The organism is Selenomonas sp. oral taxon 136 (genome assembly GCF_001554015.1).
In the GTDB taxonomy this organism is placed as follows: Bacteria; Bacillota; Negativicutes; order Selenomonadales; family Selenomonadaceae; genus Centipeda; species Centipeda felix.
This window is the reverse complement of sequence record NZ_CP014239.1, coordinates 1,043,322-1,065,000: the sequence shown is the minus strand read 5'-3', so window position 1 is coordinate 1,065,000 and position 21,679 is coordinate 1,043,322. Positions and strand designations below refer to the sequence as shown.

Below are 21,679 nucleotides of genomic sequence, written 5' to 3'. Positions count from 1 at the left end.
TATGGGCAGTCTGGGAGTCAGAATGCGAGTGATAAGACCCGTATTCAAGAGGGAAACAGCCCAGACCGCCGGCTAAGGTCCCAAATGCTGTGCTAAGTGGAGAAGGATGTAGGACTTCGAAAACAACCAGGATGTTGGCTCAGAAGCAGCCACCATTAAAAGAGTGCGTAATAGCTCACTGGTCGAGAGGCCCTGCGCCGAAAATATCCGGGGCTCAAGCACAGAACCGAAGCCGCGGCAGGGTGTACTAAGGTACACACTGGGTAGGGGAGCGTTCTTATCTGGACGAAGGCAGACCGGAAGGACTGCTGGACGGATAAGAAGTGAGAATGCCGGTATGAGTAGCGAAACGACAGGTGAGAATCCTGTCCACCGAAAGCCTAAGGAATCCCGGGCAACGCTCGTCGTCCCGGGGTAAGTCGGGACCTAAGCCGAGGCGAAAAGCATAGGCGATGGACAACTGGCGAAAATTCCAGTACCGGGCGTCTTCGTTTGAGGATGGAGTGACGCAGGAAGGAAGCTGAGCGCGCGAATGGTAGAGCGCGTCGAAGGCGGTAGGCTGGTATGGAGGCAAATCCCCATACTATAAGGCCGAGAACTGATAGATAGGAAAGACTACGGTCAATCTGAATTCAGCTGCACTACACTGCCAAGAAAAGCTTCTAACGAGAAGACGTCCGCCCGTACCAAAACCGACACAGGTAGGCGGGGAGAGAATCCTAAGGTGCGCGGGAAAACCCTCGTTAAGGAACTCGGCAAAATGCATCCGTAACTTCGGGAAAAGGATGGCCGTTGATGGTGAAGGTGTTTACCACCGGAGCTGTTGGCGGCGGCAGAAAAGAGGCCCAAGCGACTGTTTACCACAAACACAGGTGCCTGCGAAAGCGCAAGCTGAAGTATAGGTGCTGACGCCTGCCCGGTGCAGGAAGGTTAAGGAGAGTTGTTATCCCTTGAGGAGAAGCAGCGAACTGAAGCCCCTGTAAACGGCGGCCGTAACTATAACGGTCCTAAGGTAGCGAAATTCCTTGTCGGGTAAGTTCCGACCCGCACGAAAGGCGTAACGATTTGGGCACTGTCTCAACGAGGGACCCGGTGAAATTGAAATACCTGTGAAGATGCAGGTTACCCGCGACTGGACAGAAAGACCCCATGGAGCTTTACTGCAGCTTGGCATTGGTCTTTGGCATATAACGTACAGGATAGCCGGGAGACTGGGAAATCATATCGCTAGATGTGATGGAGTCACCGTTGGGATACCGGCCTTTATATGCTAAGGATCTAACCGGAACATTAACCGTGTTCGGGACAGTACCAGGCGGGCAGTTTGACTGGGGCGGTCGCCTCCGAAAGAGCAACGGAGGCGTCCAAAGGTTCCCTCAGCGCGGACAGAAATCGCGCGAAGAGCATAAAGGCAGAAGGGAGCTTGACTGCGAGACTGACGGGTCGAGCAGGTACGAAAGTAGGGCTTAGTGATCCGGTGGAAAGAGAGTGGAATTGCCATCGCTCAACGGATAAAAGCTACCCTGGGGATAACAGGCTAATCTCTCCCAAGAGTCCATATCGACGGGGAGGTTTGGCACCTCGATGTCGGCTCATCACATCCTGGGGCTGAAGCAGGTCCCAAGGGTTGGGCTGTTCGCCCATTAAAGTGGTACGTGAGCTGGGTTCAGAACGTCGTGAGACAGTTCGGTCCATATCCATCGCGGGCGCAAGATACATGAGGGAGGCTGCTCCTAGTACGAGAGGACCGGAGTGGACGGACCAACGGTGTACCGGTTGTCCTGCCAAGGGCACGGCCGGGTAGCTGCGTCCGGAAGGGATAAACGCTGAAAGCATCTAAGCGTGAAGCCCGTCCCGAGATGAAGTATCTCATTCCTAAAAGGAAGTAAGACCCCTTGAAGAAGACGAGGTAGATAGGCTGGATGTGGAAGCACAGCAATGTGTGGAGCTGACCAGCACTAATCGGTCGAGGGCTTGACTTACTGACCTGTCCGAGAAGTGAGCCTGAAAGGCGAAGCTGAACGGGAAACAGGTCGTATGCGAAAACGTCCCAAGAACACAAGCGGAAGCGAAGTGTGATTGGCAGACGTTGACCGCTATTCTAAGAAGGTATAGCCTAACAATTTGCTGACGTTTCTTCTGTGAAGTTTTGAGTGAGCAAGACTCATTCAGAGCGGTCAGTGTCAGCCAATCGTCTGCGTCCTTTGGACTTGACTCTTGGGACACTTTCCCATACGACTTGTTACCCAATCGCATGCGCCCTGCGGGCTTTGCTCTTGGACAAGTCAGTAATGCGGTGATGATGCCTGGACGGTACCACCTGTTCCCATTCCGAACACAGCAGTTAAGCGTCCACAGGCCGAGGGTACTTCGTTGGAGACGACGTGGGAGAGTAGGTAGTTGCCGCAACATACTCCTCGATAGCTCAGTCGGTAGAGCGTCTGACTGTTAATCAGAATGTCACTGGTTCGAGTCCAGTTCGAGGAGCCATTTTGTATTTACAGCGGCGTCGCCGCTTTGGGGATACGGATCGCATGATCGGTGTGCCTGTGGATAGTTGGGGTATCGCCAAGTCGGTTAAGGCACGGGACTTTGACTCCCGCATCCGTTGGTTCGAATCCAACTACCCCAGCCAAATATACCCTTTTTTGGCGGGTTACGTGGCGCTGATAAAGGTTCACTAGCTCAGTTGGTAGAGCATCTGACTTTTAATCAGAGGGTCCCGGGTTCGAGTCCCGGGTGAGCCACCATTCCTTTACTTATCATGACTCACTAGCTCAACTGGCAGAGCAACTGACTCTTAATCAGTAGGTTCACGGTTCGATTCCGTGGTGGGTCACCATTTTATGGGCGATTAGCTCAGCTGGGAGAGCGCTTGCCTTACAAGCAAGATGTCGGCAGTTCGATCCTGTCATCGCCCACCATAGGTGCTTACCTTTTACGGCCCGGTAGTTTAGTTGGTTAGAATGCCGCCCTGTCACGGCGGAGGTCAGGGGTTCAAGTCCCCTTCGGGTCGCCATTTGCATATTACACGCTATTGTGTTATATATCCGATGCCTCGGTAGCTCAGTTGGTAGAGCAGGGGACTGAAAATCCCCGTGTCAGTGGTTCGATTCCGCTCTGAGGCACCACTTATTATCCCTTGGGGACAGCGTCTGCGGCAGTCGCCGCTTGTGCTTTGCTGCTGGCGTAGCTCAATCGGTAGAGCAGCTGACTTGTAATCAGCAGGTTGGAGGTTCAAGTCCTCTCGCCAGCTCCATGCGGGTGTAGCTCAATGGTAGAGCCCCAGCCTTCCAAGCTGGTCACGTGGGTTCGATTCCCATCACCCGCTCCATTTTGCCTATCGCCGGGGTGGCGGAACAGGCAGACGCAGGGGACTTAAAATCCCCCGATCGAAAGATCGTACCGGTTCGATTCCGGTCCTCGGCACCAACTTTTATATTATGCGGTTGTGGCGGAATTGGCAGACGCGCTACTTTGAGGGGGTAGTGTTCACAAGACGTATGGGTTCAAGTCCCATCAACCGCACCATTTAGAGACTTACGGGCAGCGCGGCGCAGATGCGCTACTTGTGCTCGATGATATTCCTTGACAACTCAATATGCGGTCGTGGCGGAATGGCAGACGCGCTAGCTTCAGGCGCTAGTGATGGCAACATCGTGGAGGTTCAAGTCCTCTCGACCGCACCATATTTTATACGCGGTTGTGGCGGAATTGGCAGACGCGCTACTTTGAGGGGGTAGTGTTCACAAGACGTATGGGTTCAAGTCCCATCAACCGCACCATCTGAAAATCTACCGTCGTGGGCGACCACGGCGGTTTTATTTTGTGTCATGAAGTATGCTCACACGTTGTTTTATCTGTCGTTCCTATGATTTTTCAAGGAAAACAGGTATAATAGCGATAGATATAGGAATCGCTGATAAAATGAAGTCTGTCAGATTGGTGTAGATTTTTTGTCCTGTCAAGGAGACAAACCGGACGCATAGCCAACGCTATGTGGAGGATTTGTCGACGATGGCAGGGCGAAAAGGATGCGCCAAGATGGCAGGGCTGAATTTATCGGTGCTTCCTATATTGTGTGGGAGGTGTGCTGATGAAGGTATTGCATTTCCTGATTCTCCTCTGCGTGCTTGCATTTCCGCTGCGTGCCTTCGCCGCCGCCCCTGATCTCCCTGCGCTCTTCTTTGTCGAGGCGGCGGCGTCCGAGGCGGCCTACAGCGGGGAGCTCTCTGAGCTCTTGCGTGCACGGCTGACGGCGGCGGGATGGGAGATCGTCGGCGCTGAGACCGTGGGGCACCGCGGAACGGTCGGGCGTTTCTTTCACATGGTGCGCCGTGATGCCGATGGAGCAGAGCTGCATCTTATCGCTTTTCCCGGGACGGAGCGCGGCAGTGACGTCTGGACGGATCTGCGAATGAAACGCGCGGCGTTCGGCGGGCACTCGCCGGCGGAGTTTCTCACCGTGCGTGATACACCAAAGGCGGAGCGCGGCGGGATGCCGCTGGTCCACCGTGGGTTCCTCGACTACTGTCAGGCGGCGCTCTTTACGGATGCAGTGGATGGGCAGACGGCAGGGGAGCACCTTGCTGCCGACCTGCGCGCGCATCCTTCGGAAAAGCTCTATCTCACGGGACACAGCCTCGGCGGCGCGGCGGCCATTCTTGCGGCGGCGCGTCTCTCTGACCTTGGCGTGTCTCCCGATCAGCTTATCGTGACGACCTTCGGCTCGCCTGCAGTGGGAAACGATGATTTTGTCCGCACCTATAAAGATCGCTTTACCCTGCGCCGCGTTGTGATGCGCGGTGATCCCGTGAAGGACGCGCTCCCCTCACCACTCGGTTTTCACCATTTCGGCGAGCGCATCGATTGGCAGCCCGCGCGGACGACGGCGGCATTTCCCCATACGATGACCGTCTATGTGGATGCGGCGCTGCGCCGTCTCTATGACACGCACGACAGCAGCGGCGCGCTGACCTTTCTCGTGGGGCGGGAGAACCGCACGGCAGGGCATACGGTCTATCTCGCGCCGATTGTGGTGGAAGTTGATGACGCACTCGCAGAGGATGTGCCCTATCTGCGTGCGGTGCTGCGTGATGCGCAGTACGTACGGAATGCGGCGACGGTGTTTGCGCCCGCGGATACGTCTGGCCCACTCGATGTGACGGCGCAGGCAAGGGCGGCACGTACCGTGGGGGCGGAGCAGATGCTGGTCTATCGGATTTCGGGAGAAAAGCTCCGTGACGCGCACGAGACCTATCGTCTGACCCTTGAGCGCAGTGTCTATGACCGCGATGGAAATCTCCTCGCGGCGGGGGCACGCTCGGCGGCGACGGGAGCGCTTACGCCGATGGAGGTTATTCTCTATCTGTTTGCGCAGGATTGAGAGAGCTCCTATCGTCACACCGTGGACGGTGAAAGCCTCCCCCGTGCGGCACGGGGGAGGGGGACCATGCGCAGCATGGTGGAAGGGGCGCCTCGGTCGATTCGTGGTTTTCTCCGTGAGAGAGTCGAATGAGCTAGAGGCGCCCTATCGCCTCACTATGTTCGGCACTTCCCCCGCATCGGCGGGGGAAGCTAAAAAGCAGGGGAGACGTCCTAGGCGGCGCAAGTAAAATAAGCTTCAAAAGGGAAGGACGAAACTATGCTCATGGGAGAAATCGATCTCTGGCGTCTCTTTGACATCATCGGGACGCTCGCCTTCGCCGTGTCGGGCACGCTGGTCGGACTGTCGCGCCGCATGGACATCTTCGGCATTTCCGTTCTCGCTCTCGCGACGGCGGTGGGCGGCGGCATGGTGCGCGACCTCCTCGTCGGGCTGACCCCGCCGATGGCGCTGCGCGACACGACGAACTTTCTGCTCTCCGTCGGCGTTGCTCTCTCCACTTCATTTCTCTATCAGTGGACAGAACTGCATCACATGCAGCGTCGGCGACTGTTGACGATCTTCAACGTCTCCGACACCATTGGCCTTGCCGCCTTTACCATCACGGGGGCGCTCACGGGGGTACGATTCGGCGGTGCGGACAGCTATGTCCTGCCCATCCTTCTCGCGGCGACGACGGCGGTGGGCGGCGGGATGATCCGCGATGTGCTCGCGAAGCGAATGCCCGTCGTCCTCTATGCTGAAGTTTATGCAGCGGCCTCCCTCGTTGGCGCATTTGTGTTCTGCGCTCTGGGCGGCACTCTCGGCATCGAGACCGTCTCATGGCTCGCCTTCCTCCTCGTCCTCCTCATCCGTTTCGCTGCGATTCACTGGAACTGGAGTCTCTATCATCCGCGTCCGCCCAAGCGACACCATGAGGAGAAGGAATCGCTGGAATAAATAATCCCCGCATACCGGACATTTCCGATATGCGGGGATTCGTCTGTCTAAGCCAGAGATTTCTTAGCACTTGTGGTGATGATCGACGCCGACCATGACGGACGTTGCCTTGATGACGGCATACGCCTCCTTGCCGACCTCGAGACCGAGCTCCTCGATTGCGCCCATGCTGATGGTGGATGTGATGACGTCGCCGCCCTTGAGCTCGATGCGAACGATGCCGTTGACGGCGCCCTTCTCGATGGAGACGACTTTGCCCTTAAGCTGATTCCTTGCACTAAGTTTCATATAGTTTCCCCCTCTTTCGATATCTTTTATATTATAACACACAAACACCGTATTGTTTATGATTTTTATCATAGCAATACGGTGTTTTGTGTATTTAGGAAGCACTGATAAATTCGGTACAACCATCTTGACGCATTTTTTTGCCCGCACTTCGGCGGAAAATCCTCCACAGAGCACCACTCTGCGTCCGGTTTTCCACCTCGTTCGGACGAAAAAAACTACGCCAATCTGGCAGACCTCATTTTATCAGTGATTCCTTTATTTTTGCTTAGCGGATAAAGACGACATTCGTTGCGTCGAGGAAACCGCTTGCGCCGTTCTCGATGAGGACGCGGCGTGCATCCTCGGCGGAGAGGACGGGGTTCGCATTGCCATCCACGCGGATGGCGCGGACGACGAGCGGGTTCTGCCCGGCACGTGTGGCGTCCGCCTCACTGCGGACATAGCCTGCCATGCCGCTCGCAACGACCTTGTCACTGTCGAGGTTCTTGTAGCCGTAGATGGGGCGACCGTTTTCTGTCTTGATGACAGGGCTCATGACGGGGCGCAGTCCCATGCCGCGGCAGTCGACGATGAGCCCCGTATAGCCGCCGATGGCGCGTCCGTCGGGTGCTGCTGCGGCAGAGCTGGTGGAGGGGGAACGTCGCACCGGTGCGGCAGGCGTGGTTGTCGTACCGTCATCACCGCTGCGGCGGCCGTATGTGCCGTAGCCCGTCGTGTCGTAGTCGCGCGGCGTGTAGGGCTCATAGACGCTGTCGGGGCTTACCCAACGCTCACGCGATGTGTTCGGGGTAAAGACGGAGCCCGCGAGGGAGCTGACGCCGAAGACGGGCACCTCAAGGGTGACGGTGTAGGCACCGTCACGCAGCGCTTTTTCCTCAACGATGCGCGCACCGCGCACGAGGGCGCTGACGTGGGTGCGGACGGTATCGTTCGTGACCATCATGTCCTCGACGGTGGTCGAGGCATCGACGGCGACGCCCTGGATCTGCTCGGCGAGCTGACGATAGGCGTCGGCGATGGCGGCACGGCGGGCGAGGGCACGCGCCTGTGCCGCACTCACCGTACGTGCGGGAGCGACGCCTGTCCCCTCCGCGCGGATGCGTCCGCCGTCCCAGTCGGTCGCTGCCTCTGCCGTGTCAGCTAAGCAGACGGCGAGTGCGAGCATGAGGACGGCAAGGGCAAAGGCTTTTACAATGTGCATAAATATTCCTCCTTGAAGTTATCCGAAGCATGAATCTATATCGAATATCTCAGATGAAGAATAGAGAGCAATAAAAAAGCGATTAGTATTCTATGAGATCCTTAGAACATGGTTGCCATATCCTGTTGAAAATTACTTTCGACATGGTATAATCGAGACAGTATCTTTGTGGAGATATTGGACGAAGAGGAGATGACGGAAGATGAATGCTGTTCTGGCTGCTTTAGCTGCGATCGCGATCCTGGGCGCAATGCTCGCAGCAGGGGTATATTTTGTTAAAAAGGCATGGTTTCTTCTGCCTTTGCTGATCGGCGTGGGGCTGGTCTATCATGGGCTGAAGGAGATGGGCGCAGAGAACGAACCGATACTGTACATTCTGGGAGGGCTTTTGCTGACTGGTATCTATCTTGGTGTCTGTATCATGTTTCTGATGGGGGATCGTGTGGAGCAGCTTGAGGTGAAAACCGACGAATGGCAGAAGGAATATAAGGACCGATTTACGGACTTTCGACGGGAGGCGCGCGAAAACATCGCGGAGATTACGAGGGAAAAGGAGCGTTTGGAAAGAGATTTGGAGTTTGCCAAAAGCCTATCGTCGAGCATGTCAGATGCCAGTGCGGATAAGGATGATCTAGATGCCCTGCGTAGGGAGGTCAGAGCACTGCGGTCAGAACTTTCGCGGCTGAAAAAAAGTAACGATACAAATCAGGAACTCCACGAGCACGCAGAGGAGCTGAAGTGGCTGCACCATGAGATCGATGCTCTGCGCGGGCAAGGAGATGCCGCTTATGGTCTTGCGCCGACGAAGCCTGCCGCGCGCGGACTTATCCCTGTCGATGAGCCGCTTGCAGGGCGCAATCTCGTCCCCGTTGACGAAACTCCCAAGGGCAGTGCGCTGATCTCGGGGGAGATCGATGGATAGCGCTGCCCCCGTTTTGTTCATATGTACTTTTTCTTATTGCAAATAGAAATCAATTATACTATAATAATACAGGAGTGGCAGTATGCATTCACAGAACCCCTTATTTTTGATGGGAGGAAATCTAATGAAGAAAAAGCTTTTGGCGGCGGCACTCGGTGCGGCCATCGGACTCTCGATGACCGCGGCATCGACGGATGCGCACGGCGTGTTCTTTGCGAACCGCGTCGATACGAAGGCACTCGTGCTCGGCGAGGGCCCCCTGGACAATGCCTACGACCCCGCATGTGTCCAGCGCATTGATGCGTACGATGTGAACTTCCAGCCGACGACGGTGGAGCGCGTGGACGGCGAGAAGAACATCACCATTGTGCCGGGCGATGATCTCGGTGTGACGGCGACGTTCTTTGACTATGGCTATTTCGCCAAGACGACGGACGGCAAGGTCATTCCGACGCGCGACTACTCGAACATCGAGAACCTCGTATCGGTGACGTACGCCTACAAGTACAACGTCCACTACTGGAGCGACAAGGTGCGTCCGGCGGGGATCTACAATGTGCCCATCCAGATCGTTCCGATGGTGAATCCGCTGACCCTGCGGCGCGGCGACACGCTGAACCTGCGCATCTATAAGGACGGCAAGCCCTATGCGAATGCACCCGTCATCGCGGATGTGCTCGGCAACCTGACGGCCGAGACGCAGGCGGATGCAGATGGGTTCGTCTCCGTGCGCGTGGCGAACAACGGCCTGAACGTGATCGGCGTCGAGGTCGGCTTCCCGACGGACAATCCGAACGTGACGAAGAAGATCTTCAGCTCGCTTTCGTTCATCCTCCCTGCGGAGTAAAATGTATATCTGAAAACGGAAAAAGCGCAGCTGCGTGTGTGGCTGCGCTTTTTCGATGGGATCAATCAGGCATCAGACACCAATGCCGCACTCCTTGCGGATGGCGTTTTGCAGGAGCTTCGAGAAATTGATGTTGCGCTCGCGTGCAAGGGTGTCCATCCAACCGGGCAAGGTTACGTTCTTGCGCACGGTACGTGTATCATTCATTTGACGTACGGGGAGTGTATCTGCCCGCACGAGAGCGACAGAGGCTCCGCTCGGTACATTGATTGCGGCGGGGGTGGATGGCGCAGGAAATTCCTGCTGTGTCTCCTCCATTTGCCAGAGAGCAAGGGCAAGTGCGTCCTCCGCGTTTTCGAACGCCTCCTCAATCGTTGCGCCGTCCGTGTAGCAGTTCGGCAGATCGGGAAAGTCAACGAGGATACCGTCCTCCTCCTCAGTAAAGATGGCGGGATAGATGTATTTCATGGAGAACCCTCCTTTATCGCATGGAGATGCCCGCATCCCTTAGAATCTTGTGCAGTGTGCCGGTGCGGACTTCCTCGCTCGGATGACGACCAACCATAAAGGTCTTGCCTGTCGCGGGACTCCGGTACATATCGTGACGCTTGTTGTGTCCGACGAAGATGCAGCCGTTTTTCTTGAGCAAGCGTACGAGTTCTGCCGTCGTCATAGGCGCACCTCCTTTGCATAGATTATACACACTAATGCGCGTTTTGTCAAGAAATACCTACACAATATGATACTTCTTCCACGGGATCTGATTGAGGCGTACGGTATTCAAAAAGTCCACGATGTCCTTGCGTCCGTAGTACTGCGGTTTGCCCTGCGGTGTGAGGCTCATGAGGATGATGGGCATGCCGGGGAAGAAGCGCATGAGGGCGCGGCGGGTCTGCGTGGATTTGATGGTGTAGCGCGTGACCTCAGGCGCGACGTGGATGATGGCGAAGATGACGCCCTTCTCGATAATGACAGCTCCCTCGATGGTCATGGATGCGCTCCTCTCTCTGTAATCGGCTCATTTTATCAGAGCCTATGATACAATACAAGAATAAAATTCAATTTAACATTAAAATACGGTTGCGGAAATCCGTAGAACCCCGTATAATAACCATAAGGGAAGTACATCGTTACGGCGAATGTAAATAATCCCGCTTTATGGTATTGACGGAATATTGAAAAAGTGCCTTGCCTATTGTATTCTTTCGCAAGGATTTTTTGGTATCGCGTCGAATACGATAAAGGTACTGATATTCAACGAAGACGGCGCGTGCGCCGACATTCATGGTGGATGTCGGGGTCTTGTTGCGTGCGCGGTCGGAGGAGGAATATGAGGCAGGTTTTATCGGCGTATTGGAGGCAGGTCGGTCTGGCGTTTGCGGCGGCGGTTCTCCTCGGTGCGGCGGCTCTCCTCATGATGGGAGAGCTTGCGCTCATCGGGGCACTCACGGCGGGCGCGGCGGCGGCGGCGCTCTACTTTGTCCAGCTTGCGCGGCGCCTTCTGCGTGCGGCGCGGCGCGGGACAGGCGGTGCGGCGCAGGTGCAGATCGGGCTGGTGCTGATGCTCGTCCTCATCGGAGCGGTTCTCTGGGCGGCAACGATAACGGACGTGCGGCATTTCTTCGCGGCAGTGGGAGGATTCCTCCTGATGCACGCGATCATGATGGTGCAGCTGATCGTGCGGACGATACGCGCCGATAGACGGAATCGCTGAAAGGCGGTTTCGATAGGTAACTGGGGGAGACCCCCGAGGGAGGTAGAGGTTATGCACGAAATCGGTGTTCGCGAGGCAGTGCAGATCGCCGGATTTACCTTCAATTCACAGACCCTCGTCATGACGTGGATCTCGATGGCCGTGGTGCTCCTGATCGGCTGGCTGGCGGTACGCAATCTGAAGGTTGTGCCGACGTCCAACTGGCAGATGATGATGGAGACGGTGATCGAGGCTCTGCATGACCAGGTGGAGGAGAACATGGGCCCGCGCGGGCGTGGATTCCTGTCCACGTTCATCGTGTCCCTGTTCCTGTTCCTTCTCGTGTCGAATTGGATTGGTCTTATTCCGACGATGGCATCGCCGACAAATGATCTGAACACCACCCTGGGACTGGCCCTGCTGGTCATCGTCATGATGCACGTCCTGGGACTGGCGGTGAAGGGAATGCACTATGTGGCACATTTCTTCCAGCCGGTCGCACCGTTCATCATCATCAACATTGTCGAGGAGCTCGCGAAACCGATTACGCTGTCGTTCCGTCTTTTCGGCAACATTCTGGCGGGTGAGATTCTGATTCACATCCTGCTGCAGCTCCTCGGGAACGGTTCGACGATCCCGTCGGTGATCTGGCTCGCGTTCAGCGTGTTCGTCGGCATTGTGCAGGCGTTGGTCTTTACGATGCTGTCGACGGCGTACATCGGCGCTGCCATCAAGACGGACGACGGTCACTAACGGCAGTATCGGTCGTGACCACACAGGTTTTGCACACCGTGCAGCAGGCACGGACACGAAGATTTTGTTCACATATTTAAGGAGGATCTTTTCATGGAAAACGCAATCATGGTCGCAGGCGCTCTTATCGGTGCGGGTCTCTGCTTTGGTCTTGCCGCAATCGGCGCAGGTATCGGTGACGGCCTTGTCACGGGCCGCTTCATCGAAGGCCTCGCACGTCAGCCGGAGGCGGGCGGCGTCCTCTTTACGCGTACGCTGATCTCGGTCGGTCTGATCGAGGCTCTTGCCATCATCGGCGTCGTTTTCGGCATCATCATGCTCTTTGCAAATCCGCTGATTCACTAAGACGCATGTGGCACGGATTTTGCAAAGGGGGCATAGGAATTGAGTGAAATTACGCAAGGCCTGATTGATCTCAACGGGACGCTGCCCATCCAAATCATCAACTTCCTGATTCTCGTTGCACTTCTGCGCGCGGTGGCATACAAGCCGATCGTGCGCATGATGGACGAGCGCAAGGCGAAGATCGCTGAGAGCATCGAGAAGGCGGATGCGGATGCCGCGGCAGCGGAGGCGACGCTGAACGAGTACAAGGCGCAGCTCGCTGCGGCGCGTACGAAGGCGCAGGAGATCGTCGACATGGCAGAAAAGCGTGCCGGCGAGGAGCGCGAGGCGAGCATCCAGGCGACGAAGCGTGAGATCGAGCAGATGAAGAAGTCCGCCGAGGAACAGATGGAGCGCGAGCGCGCCCATGCGGTGGAGCAGCTGAAGGCCGAGGTCGTCGCCCTATCGCTCGCAGCGGCGGGCAAGATCATCCAGAAGAATCTGGACGAAAAGGACAATGACGCCATCATCGGCGAGTTCATCGCAAAGCTCGACGCGAAAAAAGTCGGTGACGCGTCATGCTGAACATGGAGCTGGCGCGCAAGTATGCGCGTGCGATCTTCGAGCTGGCGTGCGAGGAGAACGCGCTCAGCGCCTACGGAAATGACCTCGCCAAGGTGCAGCAGACATACGTCGACTGCCCGGAGCTGAAGGCGTACCTCTGCAACCCGAACATCCAGCCCGAGGACAAGAAGTCCCTCCTGAAGGAAGTGTTCGAGGACGATGTGCGCGAGATGGTGCTGAACTTCCTCCTGCTGCTCATCGACAAGCGGCGCATGATGGTGTTCGAGGCGATCAGCGCGATCTTTGTGCAGCTCTCGAACGAGAAGCTCGGCATCGCTGTGGCGGATGTCACGACGGTGGAGCCGCTCAGCGAGATGCAGAAGGCAGAGCTGATGGAAAAGCTCGGACGCGTGACGGGCAAAGAGGTTTCCCTGCGCGAGCACCGCGACCCCTCGCTCATCGGCGGCGTGGTGGTGCGCATCGGCGACCGCCGCATCGACGGCAGCATCAAGGGACGTCTGGCAGCGATGACGGCAGAGTTAATGGCGAACTAGCGGGGTGACAGCGAAATATGAAAATGAATCCGGAAGAGATTACTTCCATCATCAAGGAACGCATCAAGAACTATGATGTCGATCTGAACGTCAACGACGTCGGCACGGTTCTTGAGGTCGGCGACGGCATTGCGCATATCTACGGCCTTGACAAGGCGATGGCAGGCGAGCTGCTCGACTTCGGCAACGATGTTTACGGGCTCGTGCTGAACCTCGAGCAGGAGAGCGTCGGCGCGGTGCTGCTCGGCGGCGAGACCCTCATCAAGGAGGGTGACACCGTAAAGCGTACGGGACGCATCATGCAGGTGCCCGTGGGCGAGGCGATGGTCGGACGCGTCGTGGACGCACTCGGCCGCCCCATCGACGGCAAGGGACCCATCGATACGAAGGAGTTCCGTCCGGTCGAGTCGCCGGCACCCGGCATTGCCGACCGCAAGAGCGTCCATGAGCCGCTCCAGACGGGTCTGAAGGCGATCGATGCCCTCGTTCCGATCGGCCGCGGCCAGCGCGAGCTGATCATCGGCGACCGCGGCACGGGCAAGACGGCGATTGCCGTCGATACGATCCTGAACCAGAAGGGACAGAACTGTATCTGCGTCTACGTCGCCATCGGTCAGAAGGCCTCCACCGTCGCGCGCGTCGTCAAGACGCTCGAGGACGGCGGCGCGATGGACTACACGATCATCGTCGCGGCGACGGCAGCAGACTCTGCGCCGCTGCAGTACCTCGCACCGTATGCGGGCGTGGCGATGGCAGAGTACTTCATGTACAAGGGCGGTCACGCGCTCTGCGTCTATGACGACCTCTCCAAGCACGCGGCGGCCTACCGCGCCATGTCGCTCCTGCTCCGCCGTCCGCCCGGACGCGAGGCATACCCGGGCGACGTGTTCTACTTACACTCCCGCCTCCTCGAGCGCGCGGCAAAGCTCTCCGACGCACTCGGTGCAGGCTCCATCACGGCACTGCCGATCATCGAGACACTCGCGGGCGACCTCTCGGCGTACATCCCGACGAACGTCATCTCGATCACCGACGGTCAGATCATGCTGGATACCGACTCGTTCTACTCGGGCATCCGCCCGGCGATCAGCGTCGGTCTCTCGGTCTCGCGTGTCGGCGGCTCCGCCCAGATCAAGGCGATGAAGCAGGTCGCGGGCACGATGCGTCTCGACCTCGCACAGTATCGCGAGCTCGCGGCATTCGCGCAGTTCGGCTCGGACCTCGACAAGGCGACGAAGGCACAGCTCGACCGCGGTGCCCGCATGGTTGAGACGCTGAAGCAGGCGCAGTACAGCCCGCTCTCCGTTGCGGAGCAGGTGCTCGTCATCTTTACGGCGGTGCGCGGCCATCTCGCGGACATCCCCGTCAGCAAGGTCGTCACCTTCCACACGGACTTCCTGAAGTTCATGCGCACGGCGCATCCGGAGATCGCAGCGGCGATCACGGAGATGAAGAAGCTGGACGATGGGCTCGAGGGAGACATCACGAAGGCGATCGCGGAGTTCAAGGAAACCATCTCCTACAAAGAAGCGTAAGGGGAGAGGTGACCGTATATGGCAAATTTACAGGACATCCGCCGGCGCATCCGCAGCGTCAAGAGCATCCAGCAGATCACGAACGCCATGGACATGGTCGCGACCTCGCGTCTGCGCCGTGCCAAGGAGGCAGCCAACAGCAACCGTCCTTATGCCGAAAAGACGGCTGCGGTCATCCGCAGCGTGGCGGCAGCGGCGACGGGCATCGCGCATCCGCTCCTCGAGCAGCATGAGAGCGGCAAGCGCCTCATCCTCGTCATGGCGGCGGACAAGGGGCTCGCAGGCGCATACTCCAGCAACGCACTCAAAAAGGCGATGACGCTCGTCGAGGATAAGTCCAACACGCAGATCGTCACCGTCGGGCGCAAGGCACGCGACTTCTTCAAGAACCGCAGCTTTGACATCATCAGTCAGCGCGTCGGCATCAGCGAGCGCCCGCAGGCGTCGCACGCGCAGAAGATCGCGCGCACGCTCATCAGTGCGTTTGAGTCCGGTGAGATCAAAGAAGTCTACATGGTCTACACGCGTTTCGTGTCGGCCATTACCTGTGTGCCCGAGGCCGTGAAACTCCTGCCCTTTACCGCAGAGGCAGGCGAGGGACACGCACAGGCACCCTACATCTATGAGCCGAATGCCGAGGAGGTGCTCGGGGCACTGCTGCCGCAGTACCTTTTCACCACCATCTATGCGGCGCTCCTCCAGTCGGCGGCGAGCGAGCTGAGCTCACGCATGAACGCGATGAGCAACGCGACCGACAACGCCGGGGAGCTCATCGGGAAGCTCGACCTCTACTACAACAAGGTACGTCAGGCGGGCATCACGAACGAGATCAACGAGATCGTCGGCGGCGCCGAGGCACTCAAGTGACATCCATGTACGCCGCGTGCATGGAGGTAAGGAGGTTTTCCATTGGCAAAAGGTAAAGTCGTACAGGTCATCGGACCTGTCGTAGATATTGAGTTTCCGGCGGGCGAACTGCCGGAGATCTTAAGCGCCATCAAGGTCAGGGGCAAGACGGCCGACCATGACATCGACCTCACGGTCGAGGTCATGCAGCACCTCGGCGACAGCGTCACGCGCTGCATCGCCATGAGCTCCACCGACGGCCTGATGCGCGGCATGGAGGCGGACGACACGGGCGCGCCGATCAGCGTGCCGGTCGGCGAGGCGACCCTCGGACGCGTCTTCAACGTCCTCGGTGAGACCGTTGACCACAATCCCGAACCCGTCGGCAATAAAGAGGTGTGGCCGATCCATCGCGCCGCCCCGAAGTTTGACGAGCAGGAGACATCGACCCAGATCCTCGAGACGGGCATAAAGGTCGTCGACCTCATCGCCCCGTACTCGCGCGGCGGAAAGGTCGGACTCTTCGGTGGAGCCGGCGTCGGCAAGACCGTTCTCATCATGGAGCTCATCCACAACATCGCGACCGAGCATGGCGGCTACTCCGTCTTTGCGGGCGTCGGCGAGCGTACGCGTGAGGGCAATGACCTCTGGTCGGAGATGACCGAGTCGGGCGTTATCGACAAGACCGCCCTCGTCTACGGCCAGATGAACGAGCCGCCCGGAGCACGTATGCGCGTCGCTCTGACGGGCCTCACGATGGCAGAGTACTTCCGTGATGTGCAGGGACAGGACGTTCTGCTCTTCATCGACAACATCTTCCGTTTCATCCAGGCAGGGTCCGAGGTCTCGGCTCTGCTCGGACGTATGCCGTCCGCCGTTGGCTACCAGCCGACGCTGACGACCGACGTCGGTGCCCTGCAGGAGCGCATCACCTCCACGAAAAAGGGCTCGATCACGTCCGTGCAGGCGGTCTACGTCCCCGCGGACGACCTCACCGACCCGGCACCGGCGGCGACATTCACCCATCTCGACGCGACGACGGTTCTTTCCCGTCAGATCGCCGAGCTCGGCATCTACCCCGCCGTTGACCCGCTGGACTCCACCTCGCGCATCCTCGACCCGCACGTCATCGGGCAGGAGCACTACGAAGTCGCGCGCGGTGTACAGGCGGTGCTCCAGAAGTACAAGGATCTGCAGGACATCATCGCCATCCTCGGTATGGAGGAACTCTCCGACGAGGATAAGCTGACCGTCTCGCGTGCGCGCAAGATCCAGCGTTTCCTCTCGCAGCCGTTCGCCGTTGCCGAGGTGTTCACGGGCTCGCCCGGAAAATACGTCGCGCTGAAGGACACGATCCGCGGGTTCAAGGAAATCCTCGACGGCAAGCACGACGACCTCCCCGAGGCTGCCTTCTACATGGTCGGCAGCATCGACGAAGTCATCGAGAAGGCGAAGAAGCTCAAAGAGGAGGAATGACGGATGGCGACCATCAAGCTGGAGATCGTATCTCCCGACCGCGTGGTCTATGCCGCCGACATCGACATGCTCATCGCCCGCTCCACGGGCGGCGAGATCGGCATACTGCCGAAGCACATTCCCCTCGTCACGGGACTTGAGCCCCATGCCATGAAGATTCATGTCGACGCCAAGGAACAGCTCATCGCTGTGGCGGGCGGCTTCATGGAGGTTACCCCCGACAAGATCACCGTTCTCGCAACTGCTGCGGAGGAGCCGATCGAGATCGACGTCCTCCGTGCACAGCGCGCCTACGAGCGTGCGCAGGAGCGCCTCCAGCTCCTGCGCGAGAGCCCCGATACACAGGGCGGCATCATCGACGAGCAGCGCGCCTCCCTCGCGCTGAAACGCGCCGCAGCACGCCTGCAGACCGCGAAGACAGTGAAGCCCGGTGCATGATTCACCGGGATAGAAAAACCGCCTCAGCCGTATTGGTTGGGGCGTTTTTGTATTGGAGAATCTGTATAAACTATGGTATAATTATCCCATTCTAGAAAGGCGGTGCATCATGCCACAGATTATTCCCATCAAGGATCTCAAGGATACCGCGCGCATCTCGGAGATGTGCCACGCGAGTGACGAGCCGATCTACGTCACGAAGAACGGCTACGGCGACATGGTCTTTATGAGCATGGAAACGTACGAAAACATGCAGGAACGGGGACATATCTATCGCGAGATTGCTCGTGCCGAGGAGGATATTGAGGCGGGGCGGACGTATGACGCACGCGAGGCACTGGCTCGTACGAGACTGAAATATGTGCTATAGACTTATTGTTCCGGCGTATGTGAATGAGCAGATCGATACGTGCATTGCGTACATCGCACAGACACTACGCAATCCCGATGCAGCACGCAGCGTCTTGGATGATGTTGCAGTCGTCTACGAGCGATTGGAACATCTGCCGGAAGCCTTTCCGCTATGTCGTGATACTTGCCTCCGGGCAAAGGAATATCGGAAGATAGCCCTCCCGCATCATAACTATCTTCTTATTTATCGTATTGAGAAGCGCATCGTCTACGTCGTCGGATTCTTTCATATGCGTGAAAATTATAGAAATAAACTGTAATATAGACAAAGAACCACTCTTGTGCAGTCTAGTGTAAGGGCGGTTCTGATTTTTATAGACAGCCAAAGTGCTGATACCAAGCGAATACAATGCTTTCTTTGTTTGCCGAGATACCTTTAAGCAGCCGGTTCAGATCCTTTGCGGGGATATTTCCATGGTTGTGTGCAACAACGGGATTGCCGTCCGCCGGTATCCAAATCTTTGTGGCATTCGGAGACGGCGCGCCCTTGCACACATGAACGTAGACAGGCTCGTTTTCCTCGTGTGACCCAAGGAATCACTGATAAATTCAGCCGCGCCATCTTAACGCATCTTTTTTGCCCTGTCTGTGTCGACAAATCCTCCACATAGCTTTGGCTATGCGTCCGGTTTGTCTCCTTGACAGGACGAAAAAATCTGCGCAAATCTGACGGACTTCATTTTATCAGTGATTCCCCCAAAGATACGATAACCGAACAAATCACCCCACGTCGGCAACGAGCTCACCATCCTCCCGTGCAATCTCCCAGATCAGCGCACTGTTATTCCGTACAAATTCGGTCAGCTTCGTACGCTCGTCCTCGGTGAAGCCGCTGTACTTCGTGCAGGTAATGCTCGGCAGCAGGAATTCAGCCGTGTCAAATCCGTGTTCCTGGGCGCGCTCCATGTGTACGAGAAGGCTCTCACCTTTTGCGGCGGAGCAGTGAATATCCGAAAACGTCGTGACAATGCCGTCGATCGTGCTGTAGTAGTGTTTCATAATGCCGCCTCCTTATAAAAAGTATACGTCAGACCGTGTTTTCGGTCAATAGACTCCATGAGACATAAGCATTATAGACGGTGCGAACTGAATATGCTATCATGAGCCTATACCGCTCGCAGAAAGGAGGCATCTATGAATCTTGCCAACTACCGCACGTCCATCATTCTCGCCGTAACGTTTACGCTCCTGCTCTCAACGTTCTGGTTCTATCAGGACTTTGCATTCATCATCTTCCTCTCGCTGCTCCTGCAGCTCCTCCTAAAGCCTGCGGTGGACTTCATGGAGGCACGACGGATACCGCGCTCGGTTGCGTCGGCAATCGCCATCATCGCCTTCATCCTCGTGCTCGCCGCACTCGCGAGCATCATCTCACGCTCCGTCCTCCCATCCTTTCAGCGGTTCGTCGCGGAGCTGCCGACCATCGGTCAGAGCCTGCAGCAGCCTCCCTTTCTCTCGGACACCGACTTTATCAAAGATGAGTTCGTGAACATCCTCGACCGTCTGCGCAGCGTCGGCGCAGAACTGCTGCGCGCCTCGCTCTCCTTTCTCCTTGTTGCATTCGGGAAGGTCATCGACTTTGTCATCATCATTTTCGTATCGTTCTACCTTCTGAAGGATGGTCTCACGATCAAACTCTGGCTCGCCGATCTCTTTCCGCACACCGCGCGGCGGCGTGTCCTCCGCCTCTTTGACACCCTGCTCATCGCACTGCGCGCCTACATTTGCAGTCAGATCGTCATGTGTGTCATCACGGGTGTCGTCGTCTTCGCCTATTTCAAACTGATGGGGCTGCCGTATGCCTCGGTCTTTGCCCTGCTGTCGGGCGTCAGCGAGTTTGTCCCCGTGCTGGGACCCACCGTCGCCTCGACCCTCGGCGCACTCATGACCGCCTCAGCGATGCGCGAGCTCACCGTGCAGACTGCGCTCTTCTACGTCGCGCTTACGCAGGTCAACCACAACATCGTCTATCCTGCCCTCGTCGGCAAAAGCCTCCACCTCCACCCCGTTGCCGTCATTCTCGGCGTCGTCTTCGGCGGCGAGATCCTCGGTGCCGCAGGAATGTTCCTCGCCGTTCCCTTCATGGTTATTGTCAAGATCGTTGTGACGGACATCTATCATGAGCAGAAAACCGAGACGCCGGAGGGGGAGGAAGAAAAGCCGTGATTGAAAATTCTTTGATGAGGCATTATGATATGAACTGTGGGAATGCAGCTTTACTCACACAAATACAAACCGAAAGAAGCGACCTATCATGAAAAAAGTCTTTCCAACATCCCCAAAATCGTGTGGTTTCAGCTTTTCCTGCTGGCTCTAGGCTATGCTTTTTACTCGGCCAACCGTTTGTCGTTCGGCGTCGGACTCAAAGCCGTCGCGGCGAGCATCTCACTGACCGCCGTTCAGCTCGGCACGATCGGCACGATATTTACTCTTGGGCAGGCACTTGTTGACATTCCTGCAGGCTATCTGGCAGACCGTTTTGGACGCAAGCGGATGCTTGTCATGGGGATGGTTGGGCTCGGCTGTATGACGGCTCTTGTGACGACCTCGGCGAGTTTCGCTGCTGCGGCGTTCTGGCGCTTTATGTTCGGTGTCGCAGAGGGCTGCTGGAACATCGTCATGTACTCCGTGGCGGGCTCGATTTTTCCTGCGGCACGCGCAATGCTCAACGGTCTCATGATGACCTTTTATTCGATCGGCGCGTATGTCGGCCCCGCCTACTACGGATGGAGCCTCGAGCGCACGGGAGAGTGGAGCGTCGGCCTTCAGCACATGGGCGTTGTGACCGTCATCTTCGGCCTTCTCCTCATCGTAGGACTGCGGGCGCGGTACACAGACACGTCCAAGGATGTCAAGCGCCTTCACCTGTGTGAGGCAGTGCGCACCGTCGGCTTCAACAAGGTCGTGTGGCTCGCCGTGCTGATTCAGATTCTGAACATCATCCCATATTGGGGCTTCGCCTCGATGGGACCGTATCTCTTTATGACCTATAAGGGATTCAGTGCGACGGAGGCAGGGCAGTTCTTCGGCGCAATTTATGGGATCGGCGGACTAAGCGGCGTCCTTTTGGGATTCTTTGCCGATCGCTTCGGCCGGCGGCCGACGGTGCTCTTCCTCTCGGCACTTAACGCGCTCTGCGCCCTCGTCATTTTCCACATTATGCCGCAGAACTCACCGCTCCTCTACATCGTCGGTGCGATGATGGGCATCGGGCTTCATGCTGTCTATGTTCTCGGCTACACGATCGCACAGGATGGCGTCAGTCATCAGCAGATTGGGCTTGCGACCGGCATCGTCGGTGCATCGAGCTACTTCCTCTCGTTCTTTTCCGGTCCTTTGATGGGCTTTTTGACGAGTACGCTCGGCCATGCGGCGGCACTTGATATCATTGTCATTGCCTTCGAGGCGGTGCTCGTCGTCGTTGCATTCTTTATGAAGGAGACGCAGCACAGAGGGCAGGAGGAACAATCATAGCGGATCGGATTAATGAGCGGGCATG

At 57.3% G+C, this 21,679-nt stretch carries 23 protein-coding genes, 13 tRNA genes, 2 rRNA genes and 2 pseudogenes (1 of these 40 running past the window's edge); 33 read left to right on the top strand and 7 right to left on the bottom strand.

Going from position 1 to position 21,679, the window contains the following annotated elements:
* The 18 genes and pseudogenes from AXE86_RS05190 to AXE86_RS05110 form a co-directional block, all read left to right on the top strand.
* Positions 1–1,982 (top strand): 23S ribosomal RNA (locus tag AXE86_RS05190) (it extends 953 nt beyond the left edge of the window).
* A gap of 310 nt (positions 1,983–2,292) precedes the next feature.
* Positions 2,293–2,409: ribosomal RNA gene (gene rrf, locus AXE86_RS05185) — 5S ribosomal RNA — on the top strand.
* Between the two features lie 5 nt (positions 2,410–2,414).
* Positions 2,415–2,490: transfer RNA gene (locus tag AXE86_RS05180), tRNA-Asn, on the top strand.
* Between the two features lie 68 nt (positions 2,491–2,558).
* Positions 2,559–2,635 (top strand) — tRNA-Gln (locus tag AXE86_RS05175).
* 39 nt (positions 2,636–2,674) lie between these two features.
* Positions 2,675–2,750 (top strand) — tRNA-Lys (locus tag AXE86_RS05170).
* 16 nt (positions 2,751–2,766) lie between these two features.
* Positions 2,767–2,842: transfer RNA gene (locus AXE86_RS05165), tRNA-Lys, on the top strand.
* A gap of 6 nt (positions 2,843–2,848) precedes the next feature.
* Positions 2,849–2,924: transfer RNA gene (locus tag AXE86_RS05160), tRNA-Val, on the top strand.
* Positions 2,925–2,942: 18 nt separating this feature from the next.
* A tRNA-Asp gene (locus AXE86_RS05155) sits at positions 2,943–3,019 on the top strand.
* A 36-nt stretch (positions 3,020–3,055) separates the two neighbouring features.
* Positions 3,056–3,131 (top strand) — tRNA-Phe (locus tag AXE86_RS05150).
* 52 nt (positions 3,132–3,183) lie between these two features.
* A tRNA-Thr gene (locus AXE86_RS05145) sits at positions 3,184–3,259 on the top strand.
* Between the two features lies 1 nt (position 3,260).
* A tRNA-Gly gene (locus tag AXE86_RS05140) sits at positions 3,261–3,334 on the top strand.
* Between the two features lie 11 nt (positions 3,335–3,345).
* A tRNA-Leu gene (locus tag AXE86_RS05135) sits at positions 3,346–3,432 on the top strand.
* 13 nt (positions 3,433–3,445) lie between these two features.
* A tRNA-Leu gene (locus AXE86_RS05130) sits at positions 3,446–3,531 on the top strand.
* A gap of 72 nt (positions 3,532–3,603) precedes the next feature.
* Positions 3,604–3,689: transfer RNA gene (locus AXE86_RS05125), tRNA-Leu, on the top strand.
* A 10-nt stretch (positions 3,690–3,699) separates the two neighbouring features.
* Positions 3,700–3,785 (top strand) — tRNA-Leu (locus tag AXE86_RS05120).
* A gap of 166 nt (positions 3,786–3,951) precedes the next feature.
* Positions 3,952–4,074, top strand: a pseudogene (locus AXE86_RS13170) (secretion protein HlyD); the annotation flags it as partial.
* Positions 4,075–4,096: 22 nt separating this feature from the next.
* A complete protein-coding gene (locus AXE86_RS05115; RefSeq protein ID WP_061945316.1) occupies positions 4,097–5,386 on the top strand; it encodes a lipase family protein in 1,290 nt (429 codons plus the stop codon).
* 258 nt (positions 5,387–5,644) lie between these two features.
* Positions 5,645–6,325 (top strand): trimeric intracellular cation channel family protein, encoded by a 681-nt coding sequence (locus AXE86_RS05110; RefSeq protein WP_442983644.1) that lies wholly within the window; start codon positions 5,645–5,647, stop codon positions 6,323–6,325.
* 63 nt (positions 6,326–6,388) lie between these two features.
* Here the strand turns inward: AXE86_RS05110 and AXE86_RS05105 are convergent, their stop codons facing one another.
* Together AXE86_RS05105 and AXE86_RS05100 are read right to left on the bottom strand one after the other, a co-directional pair.
* Positions 6,389–6,613 carry a TOBE domain-containing protein gene (locus AXE86_RS05105; RefSeq protein WP_061945314.1) on the bottom strand — a complete coding sequence of 75 codons (225 nt, stop codon included), beginning with the start codon at positions 6,611–6,613 and terminating at the stop codon, positions 6,389–6,391.
* A 268-nt stretch (positions 6,614–6,881) separates the two neighbouring features.
* On the bottom strand, positions 6,882–7,817 hold the full coding sequence (locus AXE86_RS05100; protein WP_061945313.1) for an LPP20 family lipoprotein: 936 nt from the start codon (positions 7,815–7,817) through the stop codon (positions 6,882–6,884).
* Positions 7,818–8,019: 202 nt separating this feature from the next.
* On the opposite strand from AXE86_RS05100, the gene AXE86_RS05095 reads away from it, so the two are divergent.
* On the top strand, positions 8,020–8,739 hold the full coding sequence (locus AXE86_RS05095; RefSeq protein WP_061945312.1) for a hypothetical protein: 720 nt from the start codon (positions 8,020–8,022) through the stop codon (positions 8,737–8,739).
* Between the two features lie 124 nt (positions 8,740–8,863).
* The gene (locus AXE86_RS05090) at positions 8,864–9,586 is read left to right on the top strand and encodes a DUF4198 domain-containing protein (protein ID WP_061945311.1); all 723 of its coding nucleotides are present in this window, start codon (positions 8,864–8,866) and stop codon (positions 9,584–9,586) included.
* A gap of 72 nt (positions 9,587–9,658) precedes the next feature.
* Here AXE86_RS05090 and AXE86_RS05085 read toward each other — a convergent pair whose 3' ends face one another.
* Genes AXE86_RS05085 through AXE86_RS05075 form a run of 3 tightly spaced genes read right to left on the bottom strand, consistent with a single transcriptional unit; the run spans position 9,659 to position 10,577 of the window.
* Positions 9,659–10,054 carry a type II toxin-antitoxin system HicB family antitoxin gene (locus AXE86_RS05085; RefSeq protein ID WP_061945310.1) on the bottom strand — a complete coding sequence of 132 codons (396 nt, stop codon included), beginning with the start codon at positions 10,052–10,054 and terminating at the stop codon, positions 9,659–9,661.
* A gap of 13 nt (positions 10,055–10,067) precedes the next feature.
* Positions 10,068–10,259 (bottom strand): type II toxin-antitoxin system HicA family toxin, encoded by a 192-nt coding sequence (locus tag AXE86_RS05080; RefSeq protein ID WP_061945309.1) that lies wholly within the window; start codon positions 10,257–10,259, stop codon positions 10,068–10,070.
* Positions 10,260–10,316: 57 nt separating this feature from the next.
* Positions 10,317–10,577: a hypothetical protein gene (locus tag AXE86_RS05075; protein WP_061945308.1), complete on the bottom strand. Its 261-nt coding sequence runs from the start codon at positions 10,575–10,577 to the stop codon at positions 10,317–10,319.
* Between the two features lie 339 nt (positions 10,578–10,916).
* Between AXE86_RS05075 and AXE86_RS05070 the strand changes: the two genes are divergently transcribed.
* From AXE86_RS05070 to AXE86_RS05020, 11 genes are all read left to right on the top strand, one after another.
* A complete protein-coding gene (locus AXE86_RS05070) occupies positions 10,917–11,300 on the top strand; it encodes a hypothetical protein (RefSeq protein ID WP_061945307.1) in 384 nt (127 codons plus the stop codon).
* A 51-nt stretch (positions 11,301–11,351) separates the two neighbouring features.
* Positions 11,352–12,032 (top strand): F0F1 ATP synthase subunit A, encoded by a 681-nt coding sequence (atpB, locus tag AXE86_RS05065; RefSeq protein WP_006690455.1) that lies wholly within the window; start codon positions 11,352–11,354, stop codon positions 12,030–12,032.
* 93 nt (positions 12,033–12,125) lie between these two features.
* Complete coding sequence (gene atpE / locus AXE86_RS05060) at positions 12,126–12,377, top strand: F0F1 ATP synthase subunit C (RefSeq protein WP_050342353.1); 252 nt, start codon at positions 12,126–12,128, stop codon at positions 12,375–12,377.
* 39 nt (positions 12,378–12,416) lie between these two features.
* The gene (gene atpF / locus AXE86_RS05055) at positions 12,417–12,941 is read left to right on the top strand and encodes a F0F1 ATP synthase subunit B (protein WP_009753345.1); all 525 of its coding nucleotides are present in this window, start codon (positions 12,417–12,419) and stop codon (positions 12,939–12,941) included.
* Positions 12,935–13,474, top strand: a complete 540-nt coding sequence (locus AXE86_RS05050) for a F0F1 ATP synthase subunit delta (RefSeq protein ID WP_061945305.1) — start codon at positions 12,935–12,937, stop codon at positions 13,472–13,474. The genes atpF and AXE86_RS05050 overlap by 7 nt, the downstream gene beginning before the upstream one ends.
* 17 nt (positions 13,475–13,491) lie before the next feature.
* The gene (gene atpA / locus AXE86_RS05045) at positions 13,492–15,009 is read left to right on the top strand and encodes a F0F1 ATP synthase subunit alpha (RefSeq protein WP_009753343.1); all 1,518 of its coding nucleotides are present in this window, start codon (positions 13,492–13,494) and stop codon (positions 15,007–15,009) included.
* An 18-nt stretch (positions 15,010–15,027) separates the two neighbouring features.
* Entirely contained in the window at positions 15,028–15,876 is an 849-nt protein-coding gene (gene atpG / locus AXE86_RS05040) for an ATP synthase F1 subunit gamma (RefSeq protein ID WP_061945303.1), read from the top strand.
* A gap of 42 nt (positions 15,877–15,918) precedes the next feature.
* Positions 15,919–17,331, top strand: a complete 1,413-nt coding sequence (gene atpD / locus AXE86_RS05035) for a F0F1 ATP synthase subunit beta (protein WP_061945301.1) — start codon at positions 15,919–15,921, stop codon at positions 17,329–17,331.
* Between the two features lie 3 nt (positions 17,332–17,334).
* The gene (locus AXE86_RS05030) at positions 17,335–17,769 is read left to right on the top strand and encodes a F0F1 ATP synthase subunit epsilon (protein ID WP_061945299.1); all 435 of its coding nucleotides are present in this window, start codon (positions 17,335–17,337) and stop codon (positions 17,767–17,769) included.
* Positions 17,770–17,878: 109 nt separating this feature from the next.
* Entirely contained in the window at positions 17,879–18,139 is a 261-nt protein-coding gene (locus tag AXE86_RS05025; RefSeq protein ID WP_061945297.1) for a type II toxin-antitoxin system prevent-host-death family antitoxin, read from the top strand.
* Positions 18,129–18,440, top strand: a complete 312-nt coding sequence (locus AXE86_RS05020; RefSeq protein WP_061945296.1) for a type II toxin-antitoxin system RelE/ParE family toxin — start codon at positions 18,129–18,131, stop codon at positions 18,438–18,440. Before AXE86_RS05025 ends, AXE86_RS05020 begins: the two co-directional genes overlap by 11 nt.
* Before the next feature lie 52 nt (positions 18,441–18,492).
* Here AXE86_RS05020 and AXE86_RS13565 read toward each other — a convergent pair.
* Positions 18,493–18,696: pseudogene (locus AXE86_RS13565) on the bottom strand (DUF4160 domain-containing protein); the annotation flags it as partial.
* 204 nt (positions 18,697–18,900) lie between these two features.
* Positions 18,901–19,179: a hypothetical protein gene (locus tag AXE86_RS05015; RefSeq protein WP_061945294.1), complete on the bottom strand. Its 279-nt coding sequence runs from the start codon at positions 19,177–19,179 to the stop codon at positions 18,901–18,903.
* A 135-nt stretch (positions 19,180–19,314) separates the two neighbouring features.
* Here AXE86_RS05015 and AXE86_RS05010 point away from each other — a divergent pair, with 135 nt between their 5' ends.
* A complete protein-coding gene (locus tag AXE86_RS05010; protein ID WP_061945292.1) occupies positions 19,315–20,346 on the top strand; it encodes an AI-2E family transporter in 1,032 nt (343 codons plus the stop codon).
* A gap of 120 nt (positions 20,347–20,466) precedes the next feature.
* The gene (locus tag AXE86_RS05005; protein ID WP_232294928.1) at positions 20,467–21,654 is read left to right on the top strand and encodes an MFS transporter; all 1,188 of its coding nucleotides are present in this window, start codon (positions 20,467–20,469) and stop codon (positions 21,652–21,654) included.
* Positions 21,655–21,679 lie beyond the last annotated feature (25 nt).

What these genes read in the sequence shown, in the direction of transcription:
- AXE86_RS05115 (WP_061945316.1), top strand. Translation starts at nt 4,097, where the DNA reads ATGAAGGTATTGCATTTCCTGATTCTCCTCTGCGTGCTTGCATTTCCG.
- AXE86_RS05110 (WP_442983644.1), top strand. Translation starts at nt 5,645, where the DNA reads ATGCTCATGGGAGAAATCGATCTCTGGCGTCTCTTTGACATCATCGGG.
- AXE86_RS05105 (WP_061945314.1), bottom strand. Translation starts at nt 6,613, where the DNA reads ATGAAACTTAGTGCAAGGAATCAGCTTAAGGGCAAAGTCGTCTCCATC.
- AXE86_RS05100 (WP_061945313.1), bottom strand. Translation starts at nt 7,817, where the DNA reads ATGCACATTGTAAAAGCCTTTGCCCTTGCCGTCCTCATGCTCGCACTC.
- AXE86_RS05095 (WP_061945312.1), top strand. Translation starts at nt 8,020, where the DNA reads ATGAATGCTGTTCTGGCTGCTTTAGCTGCGATCGCGATCCTGGGCGCA.
- AXE86_RS05090 (WP_061945311.1), top strand. Translation starts at nt 8,864, where the DNA reads ATGAAGAAAAAGCTTTTGGCGGCGGCACTCGGTGCGGCCATCGGACTC.
- AXE86_RS05085 (WP_061945310.1), bottom strand. Translation starts at nt 10,054, where the DNA reads ATGAAATACATCTATCCCGCCATCTTTACTGAGGAGGAGGACGGTATC.
- AXE86_RS05080 (WP_061945309.1), bottom strand. Translation starts at nt 10,259, where the DNA reads ATGACGACGGCAGAACTCGTACGCTTGCTCAAGAAAAACGGCTGCATC.
- AXE86_RS05075 (WP_061945308.1), bottom strand. Translation starts at nt 10,577, where the DNA reads ATGACCATCGAGGGAGCTGTCATTATCGAGAAGGGCGTCATCTTCGCC.
- AXE86_RS05070 (WP_061945307.1), top strand. Translation starts at nt 10,917, where the DNA reads ATGAGGCAGGTTTTATCGGCGTATTGGAGGCAGGTCGGTCTGGCGTTT.
- atpB (WP_006690455.1), top strand. Translation starts at nt 11,352, where the DNA reads ATGCACGAAATCGGTGTTCGCGAGGCAGTGCAGATCGCCGGATTTACC.
- atpE (WP_050342353.1), top strand. Translation starts at nt 12,126, where the DNA reads ATGGAAAACGCAATCATGGTCGCAGGCGCTCTTATCGGTGCGGGTCTC.
- AXE86_RS05050 (WP_061945305.1), top strand. Translation starts at nt 12,935, where the DNA reads ATGCTGAACATGGAGCTGGCGCGCAAGTATGCGCGTGCGATCTTCGAG.
- atpA (WP_009753343.1), top strand. Translation starts at nt 13,492, where the DNA reads ATGAAAATGAATCCGGAAGAGATTACTTCCATCATCAAGGAACGCATC.
- atpG (WP_061945303.1), top strand. Translation starts at nt 15,028, where the DNA reads ATGGCAAATTTACAGGACATCCGCCGGCGCATCCGCAGCGTCAAGAGC.
- AXE86_RS05030 (WP_061945299.1), top strand. Translation starts at nt 17,335, where the DNA reads ATGGCGACCATCAAGCTGGAGATCGTATCTCCCGACCGCGTGGTCTAT.
- AXE86_RS05025 (WP_061945297.1), top strand. Translation starts at nt 17,879, where the DNA reads ATGCCACAGATTATTCCCATCAAGGATCTCAAGGATACCGCGCGCATC.
- AXE86_RS05020 (WP_061945296.1), top strand. Translation starts at nt 18,129, where the DNA reads ATGTGCTATAGACTTATTGTTCCGGCGTATGTGAATGAGCAGATCGAT.
- AXE86_RS05015 (WP_061945294.1), bottom strand. Translation starts at nt 19,179, where the DNA reads ATGAAACACTACTACAGCACGATCGACGGCATTGTCACGACGTTTTCG.
- AXE86_RS05010 (WP_061945292.1), top strand. Translation starts at nt 19,315, where the DNA reads ATGAATCTTGCCAACTACCGCACGTCCATCATTCTCGCCGTAACGTTT.